A 21,145-nucleotide genomic window follows, 5' to 3' on the forward strand; every position below is an offset into this window, starting at 1 on the left:
GTATCAAACCGAGATAATTAGCCAAAATGGTTAGTAAATAGCCGGTATTAATCATCGTGGCTAATTGAGCTTTATCGCTGATGTGAATTGTCAGGTATAAGAGGTATAAACTTCTTTTCTTATTCAGTTTACTCGCCCTAATTAGTTTACTTACATTGATTGGTACTGTGCATCTTCATTGTCGCGTAATGATCTATTGCTGTATCACTAAGCTTGGCCTGCGGATAGGTATTAGCGGGATTCCCCAGTAATTAACTGTTTAATGAAAGTAGAACGTGTATATTTGTAAGTTATTGTTAAGCATGTGTAATAATTTGAAAATAATTAAACAAATCGTTATGCTGCTTACCTAACTATCTAATAAGTAAACTTTATAATTATGCGAATTACCTCTTTATTGGTCTTACTAAGTACTTTATTTATACTATCAAGCCCGCAAGTAAACGCTACAAGAATACATTATCAAGATGTATTAAAACAAATGGACAACAGCGGTCGCTACTTGATAACAGGTAATGAAAGAGCACGTCATAGTTCTTCAGCCAATGGCGTCAGTGTTATTGACAACCATACAGGCAAGCAAATATTTCACGAAGAGTATGGAAAAAATGAGGGGCGAGTTTTTAATTTTGCTATGTCTGCTAGTGGAAAATACTTTGGATATTGGGCTGAAAAATATCCAAGAAAAGGTTTTTTTTATGTTTATCAACGTTCTCCTTTAAAATTACTGCATAAAATTCCGTCACCTAATAGTTGGGATTGGGATCGAGGGGCAGAGTTTTCTGTCTCTGAAAAACGCTTATATCTTCAATCTTATACTAATAGTTTAGTTGTGGATGTTGACTCAGGTAAAACACTACAACTTTTTAAACGTGTCACTCCTAGTCATGATGATTTTAAGGTGGGCGCAATAACACCGGACGATCAAAAGTTAGTTGTTTCAAGAGAAAAATCATTCAATGTTTGGGATATTTCAACAGGAAAGCTCCTGCTAAATACCTTTGATAGAAAAAATAGTTTTGGCAGACATGGTTGGGGGCCAATACGTTTTAATAAGACTGGAACGCACTACTTATCAGCTTGGGCAGGTGGTTTTGTAATGGTGAATATTGAAACGGGGAAGATCACCTATGTTTTGGAAGATTTGGCCTCCCACTCAGATATTATGGCAGATTTTATTGCTGATGAACGCTTACCTTTAGTGACGTTTATTAGCGGTAGAGCAGGTTATCATGATGAGGCTGATGCTCAAAGATTGAAAGCGCCAACCTCTGGTATTTATTTGTATGATATCGTCAAGAAAAAAGTCGTTAGCCGTTTAGGTGATAAGGATGATAACTACCAAGAAGCTCGCAAAAAAGCAGATTACTTAGTCTCAGAAGAGCGAGTTGAAGAGCTACAAGCGCAATATGCACAATTGAATAATCTCCAAGGGAAAGAACAGCTTGAGCAGTATGCATTGTTATTTACAGCGTTATCTAATGGCAATACCACTTATGTCACTGCTATTAATACCTTATTAGCACAAACACAAAAAGGTTGGCTGAAGGCCAGCACCGAACAAGTCGCTTTAGCGCAAAAAACGGGTAATGCTCAGCACCTGATAACGTTAGCCGAGCAACATCTGCTTGAACCTCAGTCAGAAATTAGTTTTTATCAACGTAAGGTATTACCTGCGATACTCGCTATTTATCAACAGCAAAAAGATTACCAAGGTTTATTAGCTATGTTAACGCTTGCTAACTTACCTGCAACGATCGCTGATTCTGTTATTTCATCAGCGGTTAAGTATATGCCCGAGTCTTTATCGCTAAATGAACGACTTGAGTTCGTTAATAAGTTTGCAGATAACCCAGCAACTGAAAACGTTATCGCTGATATATATAAAGAAGTTGAAAAAGCAGAATCTATTGCCGCTTATTTATGGTTCAGTGAAAACTTACCTGACAGTAAGCAAGCGAAAGCGGCGATAAGAAATATGCATCAACTTGCATTCGAACTAGCTGAAAGTGTCGATACTGTTGCCGCCTATAATGATTTTATTATTGCTTACCCTTGGGCTACACAAGCACAAGAAGCGAATGAATTAGCACGTGCGCTTGAAAATGACGAATACTCGAGCTTCTTCAGTAGTGATGATGAGTTATCACGCCGTTTATTAGTGCGTTCGAAACAAATTGCCCGAAAAGCAAAGCAACAGTCATATGATACGGTTGGGTATCTATTGATTATTGAACGCATGAATACCTTATTACAAGATAACTTTCCAGGTGCAGAAGCCACCCTGCGTTATTTAGAGTCAGAAGAGTTTAAAGACTTTCATCGTGACTTTAATCGTGCAATGAAATCGCTAGAAACACGTTTAGATGATATCAACAAGAGTGTAGGCAAACTCAATAGCTTTATTCAACGTCAGTCAGATACCATGAATGCTCACTTTGATAAAGCTGCTCAAGATCGTGAAATGGCTAGCGAGTTAACACGTCAACATCGACTATGGGAGCGCTATTTACAAAAGCAAGAGTAAGGCATGAAAATTACGTCTGCTCATGGACGTAATGATTGAGCAATAACAGCAGCACGTTTACATGGATAGCTAAACCTAAAGCGTGCTGTTTTCTTATGAGTAGATGTTGCCGTTGCTTTCTATCTCGGTGAGATAAATACGGGTCATTAGCTCAAGCTGGTGGTAATTGGGCAACATATGCTCGCATAATTTATAAAAAGCTTTATCGTGCTGTTTTTCTTTTATGTGGGCTAGCTCATGTACCACTATCATTTGCAATAAGGCTTCAGGCGCTTTCTTAAACACGCTACCAATTCTAATTTCGTTTTTACTTTTTAGTTTGCTGCCTTGTACCCGAGAAACATAGGTGTGTAGGCCAAGTGCGTTGTTAATAATATGAATTTTATCATCGTATTTAACTTGGCTAAGCGGCGCAGACTGTTTTATATATTGTTGTTTATACGTTAAGCAATATTGTCGTAATGCCTTGTCAGAAGTCACTTGATGGGGTTTAGGAAAATGACTAAGCAAATAAGTTTTGAGTTTATTTTCGTCAATTAGCGTACGCACTTGTTGTTGTATGTCTTGTGAGTAGTGGGCGAGGTACTTTAATGATGTGGTCATTTTATTTGATCTGTTTTTATTATTTACTAGCGTGACATAAATGCATAAGGCAAATGTTAAGGCTGAATTACTGCCAAATTATAAATGAAAATAGCGAGGGTGATAAACGCTATTTTCATTACTTGTGCTGCTATTGGCATTCAGATCATAAGGTTTTATTCGAATGGCTTGGTGTATTTTTGATAAAAATTAATTAAGCCAGCTGTTGAGCTGTCATGTTGCTCGCTAATATTACCCGAAGATAACTCTTCTTGAATATTATTGGCTAAACCTTTGCCTAGCTCTACACCCCATTGATCAAATGAGCATATTTGCAAAATAATGCCTTGAACGAATATTTTATGTTCATATAAGGCAATTAAACTACCTAATGAGCGCGGTGATATGCGTTTCATTAAAATAGAATTGGTTGGTCGGTTACCTTTATGTACTTTATGCGGGGCAACTTTATCAATGTAATCTGGCGTTCTGCCTTTTGCCTTTAAATCATCTCTAACTTGAGTTTCGTCAACGCCCTGCATAAGTGCTTGTGTTTGAGCAAAGAAGTTTGCCATCAGTGTTTCGTGGTGACCTTGTACAGGCGTTACACTTTCCACAGAGCCAATAAAATCAGCCGGTACAATATTATTACTTTGATGTAAATATTGATAAAAAGCATGTTGACCATTAATGCCTAATTCACCCCAAATAGAGGGAACCGTTGGGTAAGATATCGGCTTTCCATCCCAGGTTACTGATTTACCGTTACTTTCCATTTCGGCTTGCTGTAAATAGGCCGATAGCATATGCAATGACTGATCGTAAGGTAATATGGCCTGAGACTGCGCACCAAGAAAAGTGCAATTCCAAACACTTAATAAAGCCAAAATAACCGGGGCATTTTCTGCTAATGGAGCATTGCAAAAATGTTGGTCAATTTCATGAGCACCTTCGAGTAGTTCGATAAAGCGTTCGAAGCCTAAATCAATCGCGATTGGTAAGCCAATAGCTGACCAAAGTGAGAAACGTCCACCAACCCAATCCCACATATCAAAAATGTTTTCTTGCGCAATACCAAACTCAGTGGCATTTTTTTTATTTGATGACACAGCAACAAAATGTTTTGCAATGGCGGATTGGTCAAACGATGAAGCAACTAACCATTTCATTGCTGTTTTAGCATTGGTCATGGTTTCAGTGGTAGTAAAGGTTTTACTGGAAACAATAAACAGTACTTTTTCTGGATTTAATGGCCTAAGCACATTGGCTATTTGAGTGCCGTCAACATTAGAAACATAATGCACATTAACACTATTATCACTGTATTGGTCTAATGCTTCGGTGACCATTTGTGGACCTAAGTTTGAGCCACCAACACCAATGTTAACAACATCAGTAATGCGTTTTCCAGAATAGCCTTTCCATAAACCTTGACGAATTTTATTACTAAACTCTTTCATTTTGTCTAAGGCGAGTTGGACATCAAGGTTGATGTCTTTGCCGTCGAGCATGATAGGCGTTTTACTGCGGTTACGCAGTGCCGTATGTAGTACCGCACGCTCTTCGGTGCTATTGATACGTTCGCCGCTGAACATTTTTTCACGCCAAGCTTCAACCTCACACTCTTTGGCAAGATTAATAAGCAAATCCATGGTTGACGTTGATATTAAATTTTTTGAATAATCGACAAGAAAAGGGGCAAGTTGAATAGAGAACTGCTGAAAACGCTCCGGATTTTGTTTAAATAACTCACTCATATGCTGTTGTTTCATTTGTGCAGCATGCTGAGTTAGCTTTTCCCAACTAGGTAGTGAAGTTCTATCTTGCATCTTTTCTCCAATAATGTGTTTGTCGGTCAATAGTGTCGTTCTTGCGCGATATATGAGAGTAACATCCATTCATAATATTACTATATTCAGTTGTTATACTAATACTTTATCGATCTATTGAGCTGCTAATTAGTTATTACTTGACCAAGTGGTTAACTTTTGTTTTAACTCGAATACTACCACTGAACTTGATTAAGCGTATAACATACAAGCTGATTATTTTAATTGTTGCGTGTACTAATAATATCGTGCAGTTATTAATTTACGTATATACTGGCGTAACAAACAGCTAATAAGCCCCATTATAGTTTCTCAATATGCAACAATATGATTTAGTCGCACTTCGTAGTTTTATTTCTGTGGTTGACGCCGGTAGTTTTAATCAAGCCGCGCAGTTATTAAATACTAGCACAGCTGCCGTGAGTCGACGGGTGTCAGTCTTAGAGTCAGCGCTTGATGTCAGATTGTTAAATCGGACCACTCGCCGGGTCGAGCTTACAGAAGCGGGTCAGCAGTTTTATCAAGATGTGGTGAATATATTTCAGTCTTTAGATGAAGCACAAGAGCGTATTCAGACAGGTAGTCAGCACCTTAAGGGGAGTTTACGCATTTCAGCACCTCTTAGTTTTGGTATTACTTCTTTAACTCCTATTTTAACTGGCTTTATGAAGCTTCATCCTGAACTTAAGCTACATTTACAACTAGAAGATCACCGCACTAACTTTGTTGCCGATGGGATTGATGTGGGTATTCGCATTGGTCGTTTGGAAGACTCAACCTTAGTGGCGCTGCCGATAACGAAAGTCTCTGCTATTTTTTGTGCTGCACCGAGCTACTTAAAACAACATGGTAAGCCCAATACACCTGAAGAGCTTATTAAGCATAATTGTTTACGTTACAGTTTAGTAAGTCCTAAATATGTTTGGTCGAACCCACATGATGGTGTTCAACACAGTATTGATATTAACGGTACGTTAACGTGTAACAATGGCAATGCGCTAAAAGAAGCGGCTATTGAAGGGGTGGGGGTATTGCAGTCGCCAATGTTTATTGTCGATGATGCTATTGAAAAAGGGCAGTTAGTTGAAATATTATCTGAATATAAACCTGAGCCTTTCGGGCTGTATGCGGTTAAATTATCGCGTAAATTTACCTCAGCAAAAGTAAATGCTTTTATTGCATACTTAAAAGCTTATTATGGTGATAGCTAAGTGGTTGGTTTTTTTGTCATAAACCACAGTTGATCATCGGTGCGTGAAAAACGAACTTATTTCTGGAGTTATTGAATTGTATTCAGAAGGCTAAACTTTGGACGTTAGCTTTATCAATCCACACGATACTAAAATATTCCGCTAAGACCCGATACATTACATTAATAATGCCAATTGATTATGCTAAAGCGGTAGCGTTGATGCTTTAAAAACCGACATAAGGTTTTTCACAAACGCTAAATTATCTTGGTTTGACACTGACACCGTAATGCCAAAGGGCGCAAAATGTAATGTTTCTGCTAAAGTTTCTGCCGATAAACCAACTTTTTGCAATGTTAAGCGATTTTCTGCGACTTCTTTTTCGATTCTTACTTGAATGCTTTGCTTGATAACGGTTTCTTCGGCCTCAATCAGATCTTTACAAAAAGCGTGGCCGGCATGTAATAAATTTGCGCGAACTAGGCTACTTGACACATCATTAAACAAACCTTCACAGCGTTGAATAATTAGCTCATAGGTTTCCTGCCAAAAGTCACCATTTGATCTACTATAATCGTTAAGCAGTATATTGTGTTGCTTAAAGTGCTGATTAACGACAGCCCTAAATAAAACTTCTTTAGATTTAAACTGTTTATGAATAGTAACACGAGAGATACCCGCATAACGACTTATCATAGATATATTGGTGGTGTCGTATCCGTGCTGGAAAAAACATTCCATCGCTAGGGCGAGAATCTTCTCGGTAGTGCTTTGCAAAGTATCGTCTCTTAGTAAGGCTAATTTTTTTATTTTAACGTGAGTGATAACAATAAACAACAGGTTTACAATAGTTGTTAATGTGTAAACCTGTGCTATAGTTGCGCTTTATTTTTTAGTTTACTGGCTAAGTGGTTGCTTTTTGTTCAATAAGCCTCAGGTAGCTTTATTTTATCCTAAATGTCTTGGAGTTAATGTGAATCGAATTTTTATACTCGCCGTAGTGTTTATATTACAGGCCTGCTCTGAATCAACAGAAGTTGTTAAAGAAAAACCACCGGTAGTTGTGCAGTTATCCTCTGCACAACTAACTAGTTTAACTAATGATTATGAGTTCCCTGCAACAGTATCTGCTGTGAAAAGTGTAGATCTTAAATTTGAAGTTTCAGGGCGCTTAATTTTTGAAGAGCTTGTTGAAGGCAGTGCGGTAAAAAAAGGTCAAGTGTTAGCGAAAATTGACCCTGCGCCTTTTCAACGTAAAGTGGAAGAAAGTCGTATTCGACATGAAGACGCACAACGTGATTTAAAACGTATCAAAGGTGTTTTTGAAAAAAATGTTGCTTCGCAGCGAGATTATGATGAAGCTAAATCGCAATTTTCAATCACCAAAATTGCACTAGAAAACGCCGAGCAAGATTTAAGTTATTGTACGATTAGAGCGCCGTTTGACGCTGTTGTAGGCGCAAGATATATTGAAAATAACAGTTTAATTCGAACCGGCGACATCGTTGCAAATTTACAAGATAGATCAGAGCTTTACTTTAGTTTTGAAGTACCTGAAAGAATTATGACAGCTAATGCGGGTAATCGTAATGTTAAAGCTACGGCGCATATTATTGGCCAAGCTGATAAAGTATTTGATATTCATTATGTTGAGCATAAAACAACCCCTGATCCTGTTACCCAAACTTATGATGTTACCTTTGCCTTAGATTCAGAAGTAACTAACTTATTTTATCCTGGCTCAAGAGCTATCGTAAATATTACAGATAAGAATAACCGTGCCCAAGCATTGCTTATTCCATTAAATGCTTTGATGGGCAGCAGTGATGATGGCTTTAGTGTTTGGCGCTTCAATGCTGCGCAAAACACTATCCACAAAGTTAAAGTCGAGGTTTCTCAATTACAGGGCGGTTTTGCGTTAATTTCTAGTGGGCTGAGCGCTGGAGATAAAGTGGTTTCTGCCGCTGTAGGGCAAATGCGTGAAGGGCTGTCGGTTAGAGAATATAAGGCGACTTATTAACATGGATATCGCACGTTTTTCATTAACTAAACCGATTAACATTTGGCTTTTATCCATCTGCTTTATTATTGGTGGCATTGTCGCCATGGGAAAAATAGGGCGCTTGGAAGACCCTGCTTTTACCATCAAACAAGCGGTTATTTTTACTTATTACCCAGGTGCCAGCGCAGAAAAAGTTGAAAAAGAAGTGACTGAACAAGTTGAAATTGCCCTGCAACAAATGTGGCAATTAGATACGTTGACATCAGTCAGTAAGCCGGGATTTTCTCGGATAACCATGGAAATACAACCTAATATTGATGGGCCATTATTGCCTCAAATTTGGGATGAGTTGCGAAAGCGACTGCGTGATATCGAACACAACTTGCCACTAGGAGCGAGTGCGCCGGTAGTTGTCGACGATTTTGGTGATGTTTATGGTATTTATTATGCGTTATCAGCACCTGATTTTAGCGCTGATCAAATGCGTGAGTTTGCTCGTATTATTCGTCGTGAAGTGCTAACCGTTGATGGCGTAGCCAAAGTGAAAGTGGGCGGTATTTTAGAAGAAGAAATAGTTGCCACTATAGACAGTTATCAAATTGCTGGCTTAGGTTTGTCGTTTCCTGATATTCAGCAAGTGCTAGCCAGTAATTTAAAGCCTTTTAGCGGCGGTAGGTTATATGTTGGCGATAAACAAATTCGCATTCCGGTTGAAAGCTCAACCAATAAAATAACAGAGATAGAAAACTTATCGATTGTTGTGCCGGGTAATAATGCCTCGATTAAAATAAAAGATATTGCCAAGCTAAGCCTTCAACCGGTAGCCATACCCAGTGGTTTAAAACGCTTTAATGGTGAGCAAGCAATTACCCTGGCAGTGTCTGCGCAAAATGATATTAATATTGTTGATGTAGGCCAGCACATTGAAGCTAAATTAACTGAAGTGTTGGCGAAGTTGCCGGCCGGCATTGAAGTGTCTTCTATTTACAACCAAGCGAAAATTGTTGATGAATCGGTTGATGGCTTTATTCTCAACCTTGAAGCATCAGTGGCGGTGGTAACCCTAGCACTGTGTATTTTTATGGGCTGGCGCTCAGGTGTTGTGGTTGGCGGCACTTTATTGATCACCGTATTAGGCACTGTGCTGATCATGTGGCTGTATGATTTACAATTACAGCGTATCTCTTTAGGTGCCATGGTTATTGCGATGGGGATGCTGGTTGATAATGCCATTGTGGTTGCTGAAGGTATGATGCTGAGAATGGAAAAAGGCAAGTCTGCCATGGAGTCTGCCAGTTTTATTGTCAGAAGAACCCAATGGCCTCTACTTGGCGCAACGGTGATAGGTATTGCTGCATTTTCAGGTATTGGCCTGTCAGATGATGCAACGGGCGAGTTCTTGTTTTCATTGTTTGCTGTGGTGTTAATTTCTTTAATGCTCAGTTGGGTGCTGGCTGTGACTTTAACGCCTTTGCTTGGTAAGTACTTTTATAAAGTTGGCGATAAAGAAGGTCAGGAAGAGTCTCACTCTTTATTTCATAAAGCTTACTTAGTTGTTTTGCGTAATGCACTGCATTGGCGTGGTGTCACCTTGGCGATCTTAGTTGCCATTACCATTGGTGCTTATGCAAGTTTTGGCTTGATTAAACAAGGCTTTTTCCCACCGTCGAATACACCAGTATTTTTTGTTCATTACTGGGGCGCACAAGACTCAGACATTCGTGCAACAGAAAAGTATATGAAAGCAGGTGAAAAGCTGATCCTCGACACTGAAGGGATTGAATCAACTGCAACCTTTATTGGCGAAAGCTCAGAGCGTTTTACTTTAGTGTTTGGGCCAGAGTTACCTAATGAAAGCTATGGTTTATTTTTAGTGCGCGCATATGACGCAGCCGATATTCCACGTTTAGCGCAAGAAGTTTCCAATAAATTGCGGGCAGCAAACCCTAATGTGAATTTTTACGCCGAAATTATGCAATTTGGCCCAGGTGCGGGCGCTAAAATTCAAGCACGTTTTTCTGGTGAAGATCCTGCTATTTTGCGTGACTTGGCCGAGCAAGCCAAAGCGATATACTTTGCTGATGGTAAAATTCGCGATATACGTGACGACTGGCGCGATAAAGGTATTGTTTTAGCCCCTGAGTATGACGATATTGCCGCAGGTACCGCCGGCGTTTCGCGTAGCGATTTCAGCCAAGCCATTAAGTTTTACACTGACGGTTTGCAAATAGGTCAGTTACAAGATGGTGATTACCTGTATCCAATTATCGCCAGAAACAGTAATACCAACCCTGATCAGCTGGTAGGTTTACAAAATAGCTTAGTGTGGAGTAGTAGCCAACGTACCTACGTACCGTTTAAACAAGTAAGCGGTAAAATGAACTACACAAGTGAAGAGCTACTGATTAACCGCCGTGATCGCGTTCGCACTATTACGGTTAAGGCAGAGGCGGGTTACAGCGAAACCACTGGCGAAGCTTTTAATCGCACACAAGCAAAAATTGAAGCAATTAGCTTACCCCAAGGCTACCAGCTACAGTGGGGCGGTGAATATGAATCATCACGTGATGCACAAGCCGCGTTAGGACAAGGCTTACCGCTAGGCTTTTTAGTGATGTTTTTGATCAGTGTGCTATTGTTTGGCCGGGCAAGACAACCGATTATTATCTGGTTAATTGTGCCAATGGCCGTTGTTGGCGTAGTCGCTGGTTTGCTATTGGCCGATTTACCATTTGGTTTTATGTCATTGCTCGGCTTTTTAAGCTTATTTGGTATGTTAATTAAAAATGCCATTGTGCTGTTGGAAGAGATTGATTTACAAATCATTGAAGGTAAAGAAAAAGACATCGCCATTGTTGAAGCAAGTTTGAGTCGTTTACGACCGGTTTCATTAGCGGCTATCACCACGATATTAGGTGTTATGCCACTAATATTAGACCCTTTCTTTGCCGACATGTCGGTGACTATTATGGGCGGTCTCGCGTTTGCTACTATTTTAACAATGATCGCGGTGCCAGTACTTTACAGCGTGTTTTATAAAATTAAAGTGACAAAATACTAGTGTTAAACTGATAGTTATAAGCCATAAGTAAAATATTAAGTGGATCTGTTTGGGTTCGCTTTTTTTTTGGCATTTTTATGGCTGCATTCAATCTTGAATGGATCTTTCAAGTATTTATCTTACCTACGGTAATTTAGTGAGTGTTGTGGTCAACTAATTCTTTTGGGATTGAGGAGTTTAGGAAGGGTGTCCTGCTAATTTCTGAAAATACAAGGTGATGGCACGTTATGTAATTTTATAAGCGGCAAGAATATATAAGAGTGGCTTTATAATTTATTGTTTTACTTAGGATAAATTAATTAAAAATATTACATAGCGAGTCATTAAAAGTCGCACATATCTCAATGCTCACTTTCTCCACATGAATTTTTGTTTGATAAGGTAAACAATTACTGGTAACGTATTGAAATCATTAATAAAAAGTGGGTTATCTTTAAAATGAAATTGTTTCAAATATTTGTTTTAAATTGAAATGCTCACTAATAAGCTGTTACGTGTCTTTAAGAGTTCGGAGTATTTTTGAATAATGCAAAATATTATCTATGTAATGCGTCATGTCGATATTGGTGGGAACGTCGATATTCCGTATAAAAAAGTGGGTATAACTGGAGCCGGGAATGCAAGCCTTAGTTCAAGGTTGCTACAGATAAGCAATACAAAATCTCCTATAAAGGCGCAATGTATAGCCGCTTGGGAGCATCATGACGCAAGGGCTGTTGAAAATGCGTTACATATGCTCCTGGATGACAGCCGAGTTGAGGGTGAGTGGTTCTTAGATAAAGACGATACTTTAGTCGAGCGTATGCAACCAATTATGGAGCTAATAGGTGCGAAGGAATTACCGATTGAGCAAAGTAATGATGTTTATACTCAAAGCGTCCTTCGTAAAGAGGTAGAAGCGAAACAAAAGTCTGATCATATTTTACTTGGCGAAATTTCAGATTTACTAGAGAAGCCTCTTAGATCCAGTTCACGGATTGCTGGGCCTACATTTTTCAGTGACGAAAAACTGCTAACTTACTACGTAAATGCAAGGAAGTCGGGTAAGCATCATCTCTCTATAGGTCGGAGCAGGGATGTCTATGATGATATTAAAGAGTTTCTTGAAGGTCGAGGATTTGACGTAGAGCAAGGAAAAAAAGGTGGTGCAAAAGTAATGAGTATAAGCACTGAAACAGTTGCCTCAGTAATTAACTTAATTGAGCGCGAGTTTGTACCAATCAACACGTAACACATATGAGCCTTATTCCCGTCAATAGGCAATAGGGTTTTATTTAGCTGCCGTTAGGCAGCTAATTGTTCAGTCAATTCACAAGTTCATCTACTTCGCTATGTCAATTAGCCATTAAACAACGGTTTACGGCAAACACATATAGAGGCTCTCTTATTGTGATCTCATCACTGCCTACTCTGTCTATCCATAGGTTAAGTAGGGGCACTAGACATTTATCGGTTAACCTTACGCTGGTACTATTCAAGCATAATGACTCAGTGCCTTTGGGCACAGTTCAGTTAGTTTAAGACTCAGTTAAGGTGTAAACGCGCTTGCTCATTGCAACTTTTAACGTTAATGCGCACCAATGGCGAGTCTAATCAAGCGAAGTGGCTTGGACTACTCGGCATAATAATCATCAACTTTCAGTTAACGGACGCGATGATTAATCAGATGCTCTTATTCATCCAGTTAGGTGTTCAGCTCTCGCCATTGTGCGACTTAACGGTTTAAAAACTTATCTTCATCAAAAACCTGCCTATCTCGAAGCATGAAGTAAACACAGCGACCAATTTTATGTGCCAGTGCAGATAATGCTTTACCTTTACTCATGCGTTTTTGTAATTTAGCTAAATAGCGTTTAGCGTTGTCATTACTTTTGTTTGTCCATAACTAAAGGGCAGTAAATCATTTTTAACCTGATCACTTGCTATTACAAACAACTGATAAGGTTGTAATCCATAAGAGCTCGCACTTAAGCGTACGCTTTCAATTAAGCCATTAACTTGTTGTTGATTTAATTTTTCATTTGAGAATTGGTTTACGGCATAACGCCAATTGAGTGCATCAATAAAATTCATAATATCTACCTTGTTTTATTTTGTTTTGATGCACATAGTGTACTGAGCTTATTTGCCACACTCATTTACATATGTTGATAACACTTAATTTTTTAAATCTTTTTTTATTCGGCTTAATTGTGTCGGTGTAATACCTAAATAACTGGCGATATGGTACTGAGCTAGGCGTGGCAGCATGATGTGATAATCTTCTAAAAATTTTAGGTAGCGCTGTTTTGCTTCAAACTGTAAATAACTAATCTCTTTGGTTTCTTTTTCTACTAACCAGTGTTTTTCAAGATAATGAATATGGAATTTCATTAATTCTGGGTTGCTAAATAGCGCAGCTCTAAATTGAGAAAAGTTAATTTCTATTATGTCGCAATCTTCCAGTGCCTCAAGTGCTAAAAAGCTCGCTTCACTTTTAATGAGTGATGTCATATCCCCTGGAAAGCGTCCTTCACAAAAGAAATTTTTATTATATTCATTTCCTTCAAGGTCAGTCACATAAGCTCGCATGAGTCCCTTATGAATAAAAGCAAAATGGCTTGCTATTTCTCCCTGTGCATAAAGCACTTTTCCTTTATTAAGCTGCTTTGACGTTAAACATTGTTGATAGTCGTGCCATGCAGCGGCTGATATAGGGTAATAACTTTCAAGGGTGCATTTTAGGTGGGCAATAGCTGGCAGCATAATGTATTAAATAGCGTTATATAAGATAAGCAGAGTTTACGTTAATAAAAAGCTTGAGCCTATAATTAACGATAACGATAACGATAACGATATTGGTAGTCGTAGGTATTTGACAGAATATTTGTTGGCAATAAGGATAAAAATGTTGGCAAAGCGTATTAGCCTTTACCAACATTAAAAAGTAGGCCAAAGTGCGTTAACGCATAATAATTAACGGAACTTCAGTGTTTTCCAACATTTTTAAGGTATTACTACCGACAAAAAATTGTCGTAACCTGGAATGGCCAAAAGCCCCCATGACGATTAATTCAATGTTTTGCTCTTGCTGATAACGAGTTAACTGTTCATTGATGTCTCCCTCTAACAGCGCCGGAATAACATTCAATCCTCGCTCGATAAGCTTGTTTTAGCTGTATCAAATTTTTCTTTTAGCATGACTTCGTTATTTTTTACTGCCACTAAGTGACAATCAATACCGTGCAATAATCCGCCGTCTAACACTTTTTGCAAAGTACGGTCAGCCGATTCTCTGCCATCGTAAGCAATCATAAATGATTTAGGCGGGCTGAATGCTTCAGGTACAATGAAGATAGGTTGTGTTGCTTTTCGTAACAAGGTTTCTATGTGTGAGCCAAGAGCTTTAAACTCATGTGCGTGGCCAGCGCCTTTTCGCCCAATAACAATCAAACGAGTCAGTTGCTCTAATGCCATTAACTCTTCAACAATATCACCATGTCGCTGCATTGTTTCAACCGTTTCAATACCATAAGTAGCAGCGTCTTCAGCCACAGAATCAAGTAAGTCATTGCCTAATGTTAATGCAAGCTTACTTTTTTGCTCATCGAGTATCGTCATTTCTTCAAGCAGGGCTGATTGAGCACCTAAGCCTATGGCTCCGGTATAATCGTCAGCACCGTGTTGTTGTGACTTCTCAATAATATGGAGAAAGCATAACGGCTTATTTAGCTTTTTTTCGGCCCATTTTCCAGCTTCTGTTACTGCTGACGTTATGGCTGAGCCATCGATACAAGTAATTATTTTATTCATAACTTATCTCCTAATGTCCACCCAATAGCTTGTCTACTTGTGCTGGGTCATTATGTACGCCAAATTTATCAACAACTGTTTCTGTGGCTTCATTCATGCCTATTACTTTAACAGTGGCACCTTCACGTCGAAATTTAATCACCATTTTATCTAATGAGGAAACCGCTGTAATATCCCAAAAATGTGCCTGAGTGAGATCGATGACAACAGTGTCAACTGCTTCTTTAAAGTCGAATGCTGCAATAAATTGCTCTGCAGAAGCAAAGAATACTTGTCCTACAACTTCATAAGTACGTACTTTATCTGCTGCTGAGTAATGTGATTTAACTGCCATAAAGTGACCAAAGTGACCATTAACAAAGCCATTGCGCCTGTAGCGGCTGAAATCATGCCGGGGCGACCGCCAACAAAAGCAATAATCACAGCGATACAAAAGGATGCATACAAGCCGACCTTTGGGTCAACGCCAGCAATAATAGAAAATGCAATGGCTTCGGGGATCAGGGCTAGCGCCACAACAATACCCGCAAGTACATCACCACGAATATTAGAGAGCCAGTCTCTTTTTACGTGTTCGAACATGCAAAATTACCTAAAATTTAGTGCCTCAAAGTGAGGTTGTGAAAAACGTGTACAAGTTTGTGTCGCGACAAGCGCGATAAAGTTGCTCATAGTCTTGAGCGAGATGAAATAAGGTGAGGGCCTAGGGCGGCGTATGTGTCAAAACGAGCTCCATATGATATTAAGTTGTACAGATGATACACGGTTTTATGTTTTTATTACAATGCCTTCCAACCAGGTTGTAGATGTGGCTCGTTTTTTCGATTGTACTTTGGACATTAAGTACTGGTAACTTTTGCTCATCATTTGTCGTCATTCATTAATAAAGGCTGTCAGCATAGTGGCTGATGTTAACTCCGTATTGACGGTGTTTGTTTTATTGTTATAGATGCTATTATTGTTGCGTTTACCGTAATTATTATTTACTTAAGTCGGTGTTTATTACGTTGTTCGTATTATATAAACTGACAGCATCTTAACATTTGATGAATAACTCGATGTGGAAAAATACGGAAGAAAAATTCGGCTTAATCAGTAAACTATTTCACTGGCTCAGTGCAGTTACCGTTTTTTCAATGTTTGGTGTAGGCTTTTGGATGGTTGACTTAACGTATTACAGTCAATGGTATAAAACTGCGCCGCACTGGCATGAAAGTGTTGGAGTACTGCTGTTTATAGTTACCATACTGCGCTTGATTTGGCGCTTAATAAGCTTTCAACCTAAGGCTATCGCTAGCCATTCTTTACAGGTTAAACAAGCGTCAAAAATTGCGCACATAGGGCTTTATCTACTTTTGTTTGTATTGATGAGCAGTGGTTTTTTAATGTCTAGTGCTGATGGGCGCTCTATCGAGGTTTTTAATTGGTTTAGTGTTGGCGGGTTAGGTGATTTACTGGAAAACCAAGAAGATCTTGCTGGTTTAGTTCACGAATATAGCGCTTATATTTTAATTACTTTGTCTTTGTTACATGGCGCAGCAGCAGTCAAGCATCACCTAATTGATAAAGATGAAACCTTAAGCAGAATGTTAAAATAGCGTTTATTAGATAAAAGTTTTATGTAATTAATTAACTAAATTTTGGCCGTAGCCATTATGTAACAGCCTTTAAGGCAAAAGGATATACCATGAAAAAATTACTTTTAGTCACCACATTGTTTGCCTCAAGCGCATTATTACCTGCTTTTGCAGCAGATTATAAAATTGATCATGAAGGTGCGCATGCGTCAATTAACATTAAAGCAAGTCATTTGGGGTTTAGTGTTTTAACGGGCAGATTTAATAAATTTTCAGGCACGTTTTCTTATGATGAAAACAATATTTCAGCAGCCAAAATATCAGTAAAAGTAGATACCTCAAGTTTTGACTCTAACCATGCAATGCGTGATAAACATGTACGCTCAGATGATTTTCTTGATGTGAATAAATTTGCCCAAGCGACTTTTATTAGCACTAAGGTTACCGACCAAGGGAATGGTAAACTCGCTATTAATGGCAACTTTACGCTACATGGCGTTACTAAACCAATGACCATTGATGCGGTTAAAGTGGGTGAAGGTAGTGACCCATGGGGCGGCTATCGTTTAGGTTTTAGTGGTACAGCAACGATTAGTATGGCTGATTTTGGTTTTAAACAAGATTACGGTCAAGTTGATCTAGAATTACATATTGAAGGTATTCGTCAGTAATATTATTCACCATTGCTATTATTGCCATTACATAAGTCGCTGGTATGAGTTGCAGCGCTTTAATGGCAATAAGTAACTGCAAATTATCGCTGCTAATTTATTTTTAAAGCTCTATCATTAGTAAATATGCGAACAACAAACGGGCTACAGCATAAGCTTTTCATTCAATTTTCCCTCGTAAAATTTATCAATTACGCACATCGAGTTCTATCACACTACATTGTTAGATATGAAATCTATTATTATTATAGTTTCTAATCGGCTGATTTTATGTGATATTAAGTTTAGTTTAAAATTCGCCTAAAAAGTTTGTTGTTAATATCAGTAACAGCGAGAAAAATCTAAAAAAGGAATTTTTATGAAACGATTACTATTGGCTTTTACACTCACCTTTACTATATCACTGAGTACACATGCCGCTGATCTTGAAAAATTTGCACAACGCTATTTCAACGTGATGACTGCAACTCAAGCACCCAATGCAACTAAAGCAGATTTAGAGCGCTATTTTGACTTACTTGTTGATGATATTGGTCATTCACACTTACCATGGCAAACAGATGATTCTAGATTACCTAGTGGTAAAGATGATATGCGTAAAGGTATGTTGTTTTATTTAGGGGCGCATAGTGAATATAAGGCTGAGCTCTTAGATGTTTTTATTTTTAATAATTCAGCGATTGCTATTCGTTATAAAAGTAGTGCGAAGGGCATCCACCCGCAAAACAATCAAGCAATTGACTACACGCAAACCATGATGGAAGTACTGGAAATGGAAGATGGTAAAGTTGCTGTGATCCGCAAGTATCATGAATAACCAGACTGTATTTATTCACTATTAAATTAACTCGGTATTACCATCTTCCAAATAATAAAAAGGAAATGAAATGAAAACTTTACTCGCATGTTTGGCACTATTATTAACCGGTTGTGCATCAACCTATTCTATTTAAGTAAAGTTAACGGTAAAATAATTGAAAATACGCTTGGCGCGACAAGGAATGCGACCTATGGTCAAGGTTTTTATTTAACCACTAAGTTGCTTGAAACTAACGTTCCTTCCGAGGAAGCGGTGTTTAGCATTATAGGGAGAACTGAACACGCGGCTCCGATCCAAGCGTTTACTGATGAGGTATATGAAGTCAAAGGAGATATAACATTTAAACCTGAAGCAAATAAAGAATATGTTGTTAAAGGTACTTTAGGTGAGAGTTATTCGGCGGTATGGATTGAGTTGAAAGAAACTGGTGACGTTATTCAACAGAAAATAGAGATCAAGGGCAGTTCTGAGTTAGGTTTTTTTGAAAAATAAGGCAAGTGTATTTAATGCGTTAATATTACTATTTTGTGTACTTCCTAGGTAAAAATAACAATAAGGAGCCTTGATGATATTTGATGATGCACAAAAGAATATGAACGATGCATATTTCGGTGGCGGTACGGGGGGGCTTGCTTCCGGTCTTATTTGGAGTGTTGCGGGTATAGTCGCCGTATATTCTTCACCCCAAACGAGTATGTTGACACTGTTTTTTGGTGGTATGGTTATATATCCATTAAGTTTATTTTTATCGAAACTATTACAACGTTCAGGGCGTCATAAAGTTAATAATCCGCTTGGTAAACTTGCCTTAGAAAGTACCGCCATTTTATTTGTTGGGTTATTTATAGCTTTTTCAGTAGCAAAGCTGCGAGTAGATTGGTTTTATCCCATTATGTTGATGATTATTGGTGTTCGCTATCTGGTTTTTCAAACACTTTACGGTATCAAACTTTATTGGCTTTTGGGCGCTACACTTACTATTGTCGGCGTGTTTTGCCTATTGTTCGGTGCGCCCTTTATTACAGGGGCGCTTTTGGGTGGTACGTTTGAGATAATATTTTCGTTATTCATTTTGTATTACGCCAAAGTAAAATAGTAATCGCTAAAAATATTTGAATGTTAGTTATAGTAGGTCTATTTAATGGCTTATTACACTTTTGAACTTACTGACAACCTTTGCTTTATTGTAGATGTTAACTTTAAAATTAAGCGGCTAAGTTAGCTGTTAATGTTAGTCAGTGTTTTCCTGTCTGCATGCTGCATGCTGCATTAAGCACTCTCTATTAAGCATAGAAAAGTGGTAAGCAGCTAAATACTCTGACAACGTATATCAGTAAATTATCTTAAAGGAGAGGGGCGTTGCAATGGCCTTATTTTCTATCGACTGTTACTTTTAAAAATATTTTATAGCGAGCTACGCTCAGTATTTACAGCCCTAGGATGTCACTTTAATCGACTCTATACTTTGAAATAGCATCGACAAATATAATCAATACTATCACTCATAAATTGAATTGTATTTCTGTGATATGAAGCTAACTTATGTATATTGCAGGTTAGCTCTGAAGTACTGTTAAATGCTGTAAAGGTATTGTCTGTCCATAGAGGAAACACACAAAGATGGTTTTAGTGTGTAACTAAATGGCTGCTGAGTGAAAAAATACCAAGATATAGAGTAAATTATCAATGATTCTGATGAAGAACGCTAGTTACCTTATAAATATAAAAACAAGTGGGTAGATAAACATGAAACTTCCAAAAGTTGGGCCAGCATTTTTAGTCACTGCAGCATTTATCGGTCCGGGTACGGTTATTACTGCTTCCATGGCCGGGGCAAATTACGGTTTAACCCTGATTTGGGCGTTGTTATTTGCGATGATCGCAACGCTCGTTTTACAAGAAATGGCCGCACGGTTAGGTATTATTACTCAACAAGGGTTGGGGGAAAATATTCGCCAAGCGATTTCCCAGCCATTTTGGCGAACACTGACCATTTTGTTAGTCGTTAGCGCGATTGTTATTGGCAATGGTGCTTATCAAAGCGGTAATATTTCAGGGGCGAGTTTAGGTTTGGCTAGTATCAGTGAGCAACTTTCATTGTCTATTGCCTATACCAATGTTGTTTTTCCGGTATTAATCGGCAGCGTGGCATTTATATTACTTTATACCGGCAGTTATAAGTTGATTGAACGGGCACTTGTGGTGTTAGTAGGATTAATGAGTATGGCTTTTCTCGTTAGCTTTTTTCTTACTAAACCTGATTGGACAGGGCTTATATCAAGTATGTTTGCCTTTGAATTACCTACAGGAGCGGGCTTAACTGTGATAGCGCTTATTGGTACCACTGTTGTACCTTATAATTTATTTTTACATGCTGCTACAGCCAGTAAAAAGTGGCAATCGAGTAGTGACTTAACCGAGGCAAGACAAGATTTATTTATTTCTATCCCGTTAGGCGGATTAATTTCAATTGCGATTGTTTCGACCGCAGCGTCGGCGTTTTTTGGTCAACAACTACAGCTACAAAGCGCAGCAGATTTAGCACCATCCTTACAACCATTATTTGGTGATTGGGCAAGTATATTTATTGCTATTGGGTTGTTTTCTGCTGGAATTTCTTCTGCGATAACGGCGCCATTAGCAGCTGCATTTGCCTTAAGTGGTATTTTAAATTGGAATAAAGATCTCAACGCGTTGAGCTTTAAAATGACTTGGATGACAATTCTTGTTATTGGTGTAGTTGTCGCTAGTTTAGGCTACAAACCTATTGCTATTATTTGGTTTGCTCAGGTTGCAAACGGCATATTATTACCGGTTATAAGTGTTTTTTTATTATGGATCATGAATAGTCAAGTGCTAGGCGAATATCGTAATAAGCTTTGGCAAAACATCGCTGGCGCGGCAGTTATCTTTATTGCCTTGATGTTAAGTGCGCGAAGTTTACTGTCTGCTTTTGGTTTGTTGTGATCGTTAAAAACGCTAAACGTTTACAGCAGCATAAAGCTTGCTTTAGATGTTGATTTTTATTCTTCTGCTACTCCTAGGCGTTTATGTACCATATTAGCCTAAGCCATGTTATTGAGGCATGCTCAAA

At 38.5% G+C, this 21,145-nt stretch carries 18 protein-coding genes and 2 pseudogenes; 11 read left to right on the top strand and 9 right to left on the bottom strand.

Annotated elements, in window-relative coordinates:
* Positions 1 to 379: 379 nt before the first annotated feature.
* The gene (locus FGD67_RS20495) at positions 380 to 2,527 is read left to right on the top strand and encodes a WD40 repeat domain-containing protein (protein WP_257172870.1); all 2,148 of its coding nucleotides are present in this window, start codon (positions 380 to 382) and stop codon (positions 2,525 to 2,527) included.
* A 93-nt stretch (positions 2,528 to 2,620) separates the two neighbouring features.
* On the opposite strand, the gene FGD67_RS20500 is transcribed toward FGD67_RS20495, so the two are convergent.
* Together FGD67_RS20500 and pgi are read right to left on the bottom strand one after the other, a co-directional pair.
* Positions 2,621 to 3,130, bottom strand: a complete 510-nt coding sequence (locus FGD67_RS20500; RefSeq protein ID WP_257172871.1) for a YgjP-like metallopeptidase domain-containing protein — start codon at positions 3,128 to 3,130, stop codon at positions 2,621 to 2,623.
* Between the two features lie 155 nt (positions 3,131 to 3,285).
* Complete coding sequence (gene pgi, locus FGD67_RS20505; RefSeq protein ID WP_257172872.1) at positions 3,286 to 4,938, bottom strand: glucose-6-phosphate isomerase; 1,653 nt, start codon at positions 4,936 to 4,938, stop codon at positions 3,286 to 3,288.
* 317 nt (positions 4,939 to 5,255) lie between these two features.
* Here pgi and FGD67_RS20510 point away from each other — a divergent pair, with 317 nt between their 5' ends.
* Positions 5,256 to 6,149: a LysR family transcriptional regulator gene (locus tag FGD67_RS20510; protein WP_257172873.1), complete on the top strand. Its 894-nt coding sequence runs from the start codon at positions 5,256 to 5,258 to the stop codon at positions 6,147 to 6,149.
* Positions 6,150 to 6,332: 183 nt separating this feature from the next.
* Here the strand turns inward: FGD67_RS20510 and FGD67_RS20515 are convergent, their stop codons facing one another.
* Positions 6,333 to 6,965, bottom strand: a complete 633-nt coding sequence (locus FGD67_RS20515) for a TetR/AcrR family transcriptional regulator (RefSeq protein WP_257172874.1) — start codon at positions 6,963 to 6,965, stop codon at positions 6,333 to 6,335.
* Positions 6,966 to 7,101: 136 nt separating this feature from the next.
* Here FGD67_RS20515 and FGD67_RS20520 point away from each other — a divergent pair, with 136 nt between their 5' ends.
* The 3 genes from FGD67_RS20520 (at position 7,102) to FGD67_RS20530 (ending at position 12,422) form a co-directional block, all read left to right on the top strand.
* Positions 7,102 to 8,148, top strand: a complete 1,047-nt coding sequence (locus FGD67_RS20520; RefSeq protein WP_257172875.1) for an efflux RND transporter periplasmic adaptor subunit — start codon at positions 7,102 to 7,104, stop codon at positions 8,146 to 8,148.
* Position 8,149: 1 nt separating this feature from the next.
* The gene (locus FGD67_RS20525; RefSeq protein ID WP_257172876.1) at positions 8,150 to 11,191 is read left to right on the top strand and encodes an efflux RND transporter permease subunit; all 3,042 of its coding nucleotides are present in this window, start codon (positions 8,150 to 8,152) and stop codon (positions 11,189 to 11,191) included.
* A gap of 526 nt (positions 11,192 to 11,717) precedes the next feature.
* Entirely contained in the window at positions 11,718 to 12,422 is a 705-nt protein-coding gene (locus FGD67_RS20530) for a GIY-YIG nuclease family protein (protein WP_257172877.1), read from the top strand.
* Positions 12,423 to 12,905: 483 nt separating this feature from the next.
* Here the strand turns inward: FGD67_RS20530 and FGD67_RS20535 are convergent.
* From FGD67_RS20535 to FGD67_RS20555, 6 genes and pseudogenes are all read right to left on the bottom strand, one after another.
* Positions 12,906 to 13,064, bottom strand: a pseudogene (locus FGD67_RS20535) (IS110 family transposase); the annotation flags it as partial.
* The gene (locus tag FGD67_RS20540) at positions 13,034 to 13,264 is read right to left on the bottom strand and encodes a nitroreductase family protein (protein ID WP_257172878.1); all 231 of its coding nucleotides are present in this window, start codon (positions 13,262 to 13,264) and stop codon (positions 13,034 to 13,036) included. The gene FGD67_RS20540 and the pseudogene FGD67_RS20535, both read right to left, overlap by 31 nt.
* A gap of 84 nt (positions 13,265 to 13,348) precedes the next feature.
* Positions 13,349 to 13,936: a Crp/Fnr family transcriptional regulator gene (locus FGD67_RS20545; RefSeq protein WP_257172879.1), complete on the bottom strand. Its 588-nt coding sequence runs from the start codon at positions 13,934 to 13,936 to the stop codon at positions 13,349 to 13,351.
* 196 nt (positions 13,937 to 14,132) lie between these two features.
* Entirely contained in the window at positions 14,133 to 14,321 is a 189-nt protein-coding gene (locus FGD67_RS21855) for a universal stress protein (protein ID WP_306556771.1), read from the bottom strand.
* Positions 14,318 to 14,983 carry a universal stress protein gene (locus FGD67_RS20550; RefSeq protein ID WP_306556772.1) on the bottom strand — a complete coding sequence of 222 codons (666 nt, stop codon included), beginning with the start codon at positions 14,981 to 14,983 and terminating at the stop codon, positions 14,318 to 14,320. Before FGD67_RS20550 ends, FGD67_RS21855 begins: the two co-directional genes overlap by 4 nt.
* Positions 14,984 to 14,993: 10 nt before the next feature.
* Positions 14,994 to 15,565: pseudogene (locus tag FGD67_RS20555) on the bottom strand (SulP family inorganic anion transporter).
* A 476-nt stretch (positions 15,566 to 16,041) separates the two neighbouring features.
* On the opposite strand from FGD67_RS20555, the gene FGD67_RS20560 reads away from it, so the two are divergent.
* The 6 genes from FGD67_RS20560 to FGD67_RS20585 all read left to right on the top strand — a co-directional run bounded on the left by FGD67_RS20560 (position 16,042) and on the right by FGD67_RS20585 (position 21,018).
* A complete protein-coding gene (locus FGD67_RS20560; RefSeq protein ID WP_257172880.1) occupies positions 16,042 to 16,581 on the top strand; it encodes a cytochrome b in 540 nt (179 codons plus the stop codon).
* Between the two features lie 89 nt (positions 16,582 to 16,670).
* A complete protein-coding gene (locus tag FGD67_RS20565; RefSeq protein ID WP_257172881.1) occupies positions 16,671 to 17,231 on the top strand; it encodes a YceI family protein in 561 nt (186 codons plus the stop codon).
* Between the two features lie 358 nt (positions 17,232 to 17,589).
* Positions 17,590 to 18,048, top strand: a complete 459-nt coding sequence (locus FGD67_RS20570; protein ID WP_077285192.1) for a nuclear transport factor 2 family protein — start codon at positions 17,590 to 17,592, stop codon at positions 18,046 to 18,048.
* A gap of 87 nt (positions 18,049 to 18,135) precedes the next feature.
* Positions 18,136 to 18,543 (top strand): hypothetical protein, encoded by a 408-nt coding sequence (locus FGD67_RS20575; RefSeq protein WP_257172882.1) that lies wholly within the window; start codon positions 18,136 to 18,138, stop codon positions 18,541 to 18,543.
* A gap of 73 nt (positions 18,544 to 18,616) precedes the next feature.
* Positions 18,617 to 19,147: a hypothetical protein gene (locus FGD67_RS20580; RefSeq protein WP_257172883.1), complete on the top strand. Its 531-nt coding sequence runs from the start codon at positions 18,617 to 18,619 to the stop codon at positions 19,145 to 19,147.
* Positions 19,148 to 19,797: 650 nt separating this feature from the next.
* Positions 19,798 to 21,018 carry an Nramp family divalent metal transporter gene (locus FGD67_RS20585; protein WP_257172884.1) on the top strand — a complete coding sequence of 407 codons (1,221 nt, stop codon included), beginning with the start codon at positions 19,798 to 19,800 and terminating at the stop codon, positions 21,016 to 21,018.
* The last annotated feature ends 127 nt before the right edge of the window (positions 21,019 to 21,145 follow it).

Origin of the sequence: Colwellia sp. M166 (assembly GCF_024585285.1) — a bacterium.
GTDB lineage: Bacteria > Pseudomonadota > Gammaproteobacteria > Enterobacterales > Alteromonadaceae > Cognaticolwellia.

What these genes read in the sequence shown, in the direction of transcription:
- FGD67_RS20495 (WP_257172870.1), top strand. Translation starts at nt 380, where the DNA reads ATGCGAATTACCTCTTTATTGGTCTTACTAAGTACTTTATTTATACTA.
- FGD67_RS20500 (WP_257172871.1), bottom strand. Translation starts at nt 3,130, where the DNA reads ATGACCACATCATTAAAGTACCTCGCCCACTACTCACAAGACATACAA.
- pgi (WP_257172872.1), bottom strand. Translation starts at nt 4,938, where the DNA reads ATGCAAGATAGAACTTCACTACCTAGTTGGGAAAAGCTAACTCAGCAT.
- FGD67_RS20510 (WP_257172873.1), top strand. Translation starts at nt 5,256, where the DNA reads ATGCAACAATATGATTTAGTCGCACTTCGTAGTTTTATTTCTGTGGTT.
- FGD67_RS20525 (WP_257172876.1), top strand. Translation starts at nt 8,150, where the DNA reads ATGGATATCGCACGTTTTTCATTAACTAAACCGATTAACATTTGGCTT.
- FGD67_RS20530 (WP_257172877.1), top strand. Translation starts at nt 11,718, where the DNA reads ATGCAAAATATTATCTATGTAATGCGTCATGTCGATATTGGTGGGAAC.
- FGD67_RS20540 (WP_257172878.1), bottom strand. Translation starts at nt 13,264, where the DNA reads ATGAATTTTATTGATGCACTCAATTGGCGTTATGCCGTAAACCAATTC.
- FGD67_RS20545 (WP_257172879.1), bottom strand. Translation starts at nt 13,936, where the DNA reads ATGCTGCCAGCTATTGCCCACCTAAAATGCACCCTTGAAAGTTATTAC.
- FGD67_RS20550 (WP_306556772.1), bottom strand. Translation starts at nt 14,983, where the DNA reads ATGAATAAAATAATTACTTGTATCGATGGCTCAGCCATAACGTCAGCA.
- FGD67_RS20560 (WP_257172880.1), top strand. Translation starts at nt 16,042, where the DNA reads ATGTGGAAAAATACGGAAGAAAAATTCGGCTTAATCAGTAAACTATTT.
- FGD67_RS20565 (WP_257172881.1), top strand. Translation starts at nt 16,671, where the DNA reads ATGAAAAAATTACTTTTAGTCACCACATTGTTTGCCTCAAGCGCATTA.
- FGD67_RS20570 (WP_077285192.1), top strand. Translation starts at nt 17,590, where the DNA reads ATGAAACGATTACTATTGGCTTTTACACTCACCTTTACTATATCACTG.
- FGD67_RS20575 (WP_257172882.1), top strand. Translation starts at nt 18,136, where the DNA reads ATGTTTGGCACTATTATTAACCGGTTGTGCATCAACCTATTCTATTTA.
- FGD67_RS20580 (WP_257172883.1), top strand. Translation starts at nt 18,617, where the DNA reads ATGATATTTGATGATGCACAAAAGAATATGAACGATGCATATTTCGGT.
- FGD67_RS20585 (WP_257172884.1), top strand. Translation starts at nt 19,798, where the DNA reads ATGAAACTTCCAAAAGTTGGGCCAGCATTTTTAGTCACTGCAGCATTT.